Origin of the sequence: Tunicatimonas sp., assembly GCF_049647865.1 — a bacterium.
Taxonomy (GTDB): domain Bacteria; phylum Bacteroidota; class Bacteroidia; order Cytophagales; family Cyclobacteriaceae; genus Tunicatimonas.
The window spans coordinates 1-5,994 of sequence record NZ_JBARYM010000465.1; the positions used below are offsets into that span (position 1 = coordinate 1).

Annotated in this window: 7 protein-coding genes; all 7 read left to right on the forward strand. The window is 41.9% G+C overall.

Annotated elements, in window-relative coordinates:
• The coding region (locus WBA23_RS13810) for a LuxR C-terminal-related transcriptional regulator (RefSeq protein ID WP_424582863.1) at positions 1 to 464 on the forward strand (464 nt) is incomplete at its 5' end.
• Positions 465 to 1,233: 769 nt separating this feature from the next.
• Positions 1,234 to 1,497, forward strand: a complete 264-nt coding sequence (locus WBA23_RS13815; RefSeq protein WP_424582864.1) for a hypothetical protein — start codon at positions 1,234 to 1,236, stop codon at positions 1,495 to 1,497.
• Between the two features lie 153 nt (positions 1,498 to 1,650).
• On the forward strand, positions 1,651 to 1,905 hold the full coding sequence (locus WBA23_RS13820) for a hypothetical protein (RefSeq protein WP_424582865.1): 255 nt from the start codon (positions 1,651 to 1,653) through the stop codon (positions 1,903 to 1,905).
• Positions 1,902 to 2,435 (forward strand): hypothetical protein, encoded by a 534-nt coding sequence (locus tag WBA23_RS13825; RefSeq protein WP_424582866.1) that lies wholly within the window; start codon positions 1,902 to 1,904, stop codon positions 2,433 to 2,435. Before WBA23_RS13820 ends, WBA23_RS13825 begins: the two co-directional genes overlap by 4 nt.
• Positions 2,436 to 2,479: 44 nt before the next feature.
• Entirely contained in the window at positions 2,480 to 2,995 is a 516-nt protein-coding gene (locus WBA23_RS13830; protein WP_424582867.1) for a hypothetical protein, read from the forward strand.
• A gap of 263 nt (positions 2,996 to 3,258) precedes the next feature.
• Complete coding sequence (locus tag WBA23_RS13835; protein ID WP_424582868.1) at positions 3,259 to 3,777, forward strand: DUF892 family protein; 519 nt, start codon at positions 3,259 to 3,261, stop codon at positions 3,775 to 3,777.
• Between the two features lie 469 nt (positions 3,778 to 4,246).
• A partial coding sequence (locus WBA23_RS13840; protein ID WP_424582869.1) for a chemotaxis protein CheB occupies positions 4,247 to 5,994 on the forward strand: 1,748 nt, incomplete at its 3' end.

Sequence of the window (5,994 nt, forward strand, 5' to 3'; positions counted from 1 at the left end):
GTATTGAGGCTACCCGCCTAGTAAAGGAAGCCTATCCCAATACTCGAATCCTGATTCTGTCCATGCACGATCAATTAGAGTTTATTCTGGACGTAATTCAGGCGGGAGCTTCGGGCTACGTGTTAAAGGACGCTCAGAACTTAGATTTGCCTAGTGCTATTAGAGTGTTGGGTCAAGGCAATTCTTATTACAGTGAAGCAATCTCTCAGAAGCTAGCTAGTTATTTAGTGCAAGTGCACAGCCCCTCTTTAGTGGCTAACGTAGAGAATCCACCCAAGCTGACCCAGCGCGAGCAAGAAGTGCTAGCACTAATTGGGCGGGAACATACTAACGAGGAAATTGGGGAAATGCTATTTATTAGCACCAACACCGTACTCACTCACCGGAAGAACCTGATTAAAAAACTTAACGCTCGCAATACTGCCGGTCTAATAAAAACTGCTACCAAACTCGGCTTAATATAAAGATATTTATATTTTTTTATGTAAATAACCTATCACTATTTCTAGTGAAATTGACAAAAGTTCATCTTCAGTAGGATGAATACTAGAACTAATAATTAGGCATTTCGTTGTAATGAACAAGTTACTGACTGCTCTTCATTAGCATTTTTTTTCCTTTAATTTTTTACTATAAAGTTTACTCAACTTTTTTGAAAGAATATTGTCAAGTAGCTTACTAGCCTATCCGAAAATATTAATCGTGTCAATTATTTTAAGATAGATTAAGGTATGTAGCTTTGATAGGTACACTAGCAAGGAGTAAGCTTTTGTAAGCAAACTGGTAACTAACTTTAATTATTCAAAAGATAAAGTTACTACCGAGCGGATTTTGAAAGTATTGCTATTACTGATAGCCTTATTATATTTGCAACTATGTCAAAGAAGGCTATCACGCTAATCTAAAAATAGTTTTATTACTCATACAAATAACCTATCACTAGAAGTAGTGATACTGTCAGAAATTCATCCTTATAAATCAGTATTTTACCCCTTAAAACCTTCATTTCGTTAGGTTTTGATGTCCGCTTCTACTACTTTTCCGTTAGATAAAAACAAAAGCGAGGGTGCCTTATTTCATTTTTTTTAAGGCGCAACCTCTTCAAATTAGAAGAGGTATTTTTTAAACTGCGGGTTGAGCACTCCTCTGTGAGTTTGCTCACCCCTTTTTTAGGAAAAGCTAAGTTCATCAAGCGTTTTTTTGCGGACTTAGTACGTATGAAGTAGTGAACTTATGAATGAATCTAAACCAACCGGTTTCGCTCGACTGTCGTTAACTGAGCAAGCCAATATTATCAAGAGTGTCACTACGTTGGTGGCCACGCGGAGTACAGCGCGCTATCGGATGGAGCTTTATGAGTTAAACCCACTGTTTGTAGAACTTTCTTTCACGAAGTACCGAGAGTTCAAATCAATAAAAGAAATTAAATATATTAATAATTCAGATGACCTAAAGCCGTATCTGGATGACATTAAATTACCGGTGGATTACGCCTAAACATATGATTTTTAATAAACCACTGCTGATATGCTATTTATCAGCATTAGGTAATTCATATTTAATTTTGATCGGCTATTTAGCAGATCGAAAGCAACACAAAAAATAGTTATTAACACCCGGCTTGAAGGGACATGAAATTTACGAGTAGGTATGACCGGATTTGAAAATAATGATCGTTACTTATTAGCGCAGCAAGCCTGCGCAATTCGCAAAATAGGAGAGATGGTAGCAGAGCGCTACACTTGGCTACGTCGCCAAGAACTCTACGCAATTGATCAGGCATTTGTAGAACTATCGTTTAGTCGCTACCGAAAAAAGGCTTCAGTAGAAGATATAAAGCACATTCAAGATGTAGATGGGTTGAAGCCTTATTTAGATAAAATAAAACTAAGTATATCTCCATGAGCACATCAAATTTAAAGGCTATAACTTCCCCGCATCAGTTGCTAGACTACTATCTACAAATGCTGCATAACGCTAAAGTTAGCCAAATAAAGATGTTTGCTAATTGGGCTAGTGTTCCTTACGATCAACTCTTCAGAACATTTTTGGTAGAGCAGCAGCAAGTAGTGTTACAACAGTATGATAGTCTTAAATCATTGGAGGGAGTTTTTAACGTACTTTTTCCAGGAGGAGTCTGTCGCCCGGTAAATTGCTTGCTCCACGAAGCAGATCAAGTAGCTCAACTTTCAGGAAGCGATATAGGCTTAGCTGAGCCACTGCTAATGCAACTTGTTCAGTGTATAAAACAGTATGAAATAACCACCGCTCGGTCAGCAATTACCTTAGCCTATAGCATAAAGGAACAAAAAATAGCTAATATGCTGGCTACTATTTCTTTGGAGGATAGTGAGGCTTTTTTGCAGCTTCAAAACTTATTAAATACTTATTGGCGAAGTACTGAACCGGTTTACTCTACTGAAATAGAGGCGTAGCATGACAGTGCAAAATTTCTTCGTATTTAAATGTACTATATATTATGTTAGATTTTTCTTCGAGCCGACAATTACTTATTTCTTACGTAAGAGAGCTAAAAGACATTAAAACTAAGCAGATTCGGCTTTATACTCAATGGACTGACTATGACTACTCTGATCAGTTTAACCACTTTCTTAGCGAACAAAAGGAGAAGGTTTCTCAGCAACATATAGCTTTAAAGACACTGATTGATACTTGGAAGGGGCGCACATCTCAACAGACTCACAATATAGTGCCAAGTTTGCTTTATCAAGCTGAGCAAATTGAACGCTATTCTCAAAGTAAAAGTGAATTTATCTCAGTAGAGCCAATAATAGCTCAAGTATTGCAAGGGGTAATCCATCATGAATTAGCTATTGTTCGGGGAGCAATAACCTTAGCCCGTACGCTAAGGGAACCCATTATAGTTGGTACTCTAGTAAATGTGTTAGAAGGGCAGGAAAAGGCGTATTTACAGCTTCGCGATTTTGAGACCGAAGTGAGTGTAGAGAATGATTACAATACGAAGGTCACCTAACACACTTTATGTATGTTATAGAAGATTCAGTATGAGGATTAGGTTAGTTTGTGTAGTAGTAATAGAGGGGGGAGTCCCTCCTCTTTTACTTTTTTAATTAAAAATACTAATGCTCGTATTTATGAGAAACCCTATTTAGAAGGTAGGCTTGTCGGGCGAGCGGATGGCGTACCAATTATTCTTCGCGGCTCATGGGGTGACGCTCGCAGTAATGGCACTGATGAAATTGATAGAAACTATTTTGCCGCGTAATTAACACATTAATGAAATATACGGAGCTATCCCAACAGAACCTATTTGTATGTTATCTGCAAGAATTGTACGATACCAAAACTCAACAAATTGCCTATTATACTTATCAGGCTCTGCACAATCACTTTGGCCAGCTCAGTAGCTTTCTGGCTAAACAACAGGAAAGTACTGCCAAACAACGCGATGCTTTAGAAATATTGGCTAATTCACTGTCTATTTATCTATCGGAGGAAGCTTACAGTCCGGTCCGGAATCTATTTCGCGATGCTAAAGAGGCTTACCATTCTACTCATGGGAACAATAATCTTGAAACAGCCAATTCAGCGATAGCACACCTACTGCAAGAAGTAAAATACCACGAGATGGTTGTTGGCCAGGAGGCTCTTACGCTAGCCTGTAACCAGCAAGAAATCAAAGTAGCTAGTGTACTTTCCAAAATTTTAGATAAAGATGAGCAAGCGTATTTACAGCTTCGGAACTTTACCATGCGCTCAAGAAAACAAAGTAGTAGCTACGAGTATGAGCGTTGAATAGTTCGAGTTACTAACTCTAGCAATAGCATAAACCTTCGCATTTACTTCAATTGTATTTGTTAGAGATAAACAGAGCAGTTAGTTAGCCTATTGTACTACCCAAAGAGATGCTTTACTCAGTAAAGTAGGCAATTTAGGAGTTGAAGTAGCTCATTTTGTCTTTTAACTATCCCTTTTCCCCTCATGTTCTCAATTTGCCCACTTCAATAGTACCGGAAGAAAGCTATCTTTTTTTTGCTATACCTTCTCACTGTCCTAACGCAGTCGTTGTTGGCACCCACTTGGTGCCGCCGGGGAAGTATAATGAAATAGAGTTTAACTAGAACATATTAACCATTTCCTCAACCTACTTTCTCATCACTGCAATTATATTCCCTGAAAATAGGTTATTAACCACCTTATACTTAATCTTATCAATGGATCATCAGCTACCTAATGTAAAATAGCTACCAAGACTTCCGCCCCAATGGACGACCCTACACCACCGCCGTCTTCTAATTCACCCAGCTTTACGATTGTAGGTATAGGAGCTTCAGCCGGAGGATTATCGGCTTTGCGATCTTTCTTTGCTGGTTTCCCGAAGGATAGCGGCCTGGCGTTTGTCATCGTGGTGCATTTGAACCCCAAAAAAGATAGCCATTTGGCCGAGCTGTTAGAAAAGCACGTATCTATGCCGGTGCAGCAGGTTACCGAAACAGTTCCTATTGAACCTAACCATATATACGTTATTCCCCCCAATGCCAATCTGGATACTATTGATACCCATCTGCGATTATCTAAACTAGAGGAACAGCGCATAAAGCGCGCCCCCATCGATCATTTTCTCCGCACCCTAGCCACCACTCATCCCCATCACGCTATTGGGGTTATCCTCACCGGAGTGGGTTCCGATGGCACGTTAGGAGTTCGCGAAATTAAGGGCAAGGGAGGTATGGTGATTGTGCAAGACCCTACCGAAGCCGAATTCGACGGGATGCCCCAGAGTGCCATTGCCACTGGGCTAGCCGACCAAGTGCTGTTATTAAAGGAAATGCCGGAAGCTATTATTCGCTTTGCCCGAACCAACCCTAAAGTGGAAATACCCCAGGACGAAGAGCCGCCCGTAAAAAGCGCTTTAGAGGAAAATTACTCCCAGGCAATTCATAAAATATTTACTCAGATACAGAACCGTACGGAGCGCGACTTTAGTCGCTACAAATCTTCAACCATTTTTCGCCGTATTACCCGCCGGATGCAAATCCATCAACTAGAGCATCTTACCGACTACCTGACGCTACTGCGGGAGCAGCCCGAGGAAGTGCAGGCCCTAGCCGACGATCTGCTAATTACCGTAACCAGTTTCTTTCGCGACCCGGATGTGTATAGCCATCTGGAGAAGCAGGTGATTCCCAAATTGTTCGCTAACAAAAGATCAAATGAGAGTATTCGGGTTTGGAGCGTAGGCTGCGCTACCGGCGAAGAGGCCTATTCGCTAGCGATGCTGTTTGTCGAGCAAGCTCCCCAGTTAATCTTACCGCCCTTAGTTCAGATTTTTGCTACTGATTTGCACGAGTCTTCCCTCCAGCAGGCTCGGGAAGGGTTCTACTCCGGTGATATTACCGCCGATGTGAGCCCTGAGCGCATTAAACGGTTCTTTATAAAAGAAGCTGGTGGCTACCGTATTCGTAAGGAGATTCGGGAAATGGTGGTGTTTGCTCCCCACAACCTACTGGGCGACCCGCCCTTCTCGCGCCTCAACCTAATTGTCTGCCGGAACTTGCTAATCTACCTTCAGCGTAGCATTCAGCGCGATGTTTTCGAGCTGTTCCACTACGCTTTACTTCCCGACGGCTACTTGCTGCTGGGCTCTTCCGAGACTACCGAAAATGCCGACTTATTTATATCTGAAGAGAAAAAGCTCTGCCTGTACCGAAAGCGAAACGTGCCCGGGCCCGATCTGCATCTTCCGGTCTTTCCTCCCCTCCGAAGCCGAATTGGTCGGAAAGTAGAGCCCCCCCAATCTGAGGGTGAACCCATCGCTTACGGCACGCTGCACCAACATATGGTGGAGCGCTACGCCCCGCCTAGTCTACTGGTCACTCCCGACGACAAGGTAGTTCACCTGTCGGAAAATATGGGACGCTATCTAATCCATCCGGGAGGAAAAATTACGGCTAATGTATTTAAACTAGTGCGCAAAGAGCTTCGTATTGAGCTACGGGCTGCCCTGTATGC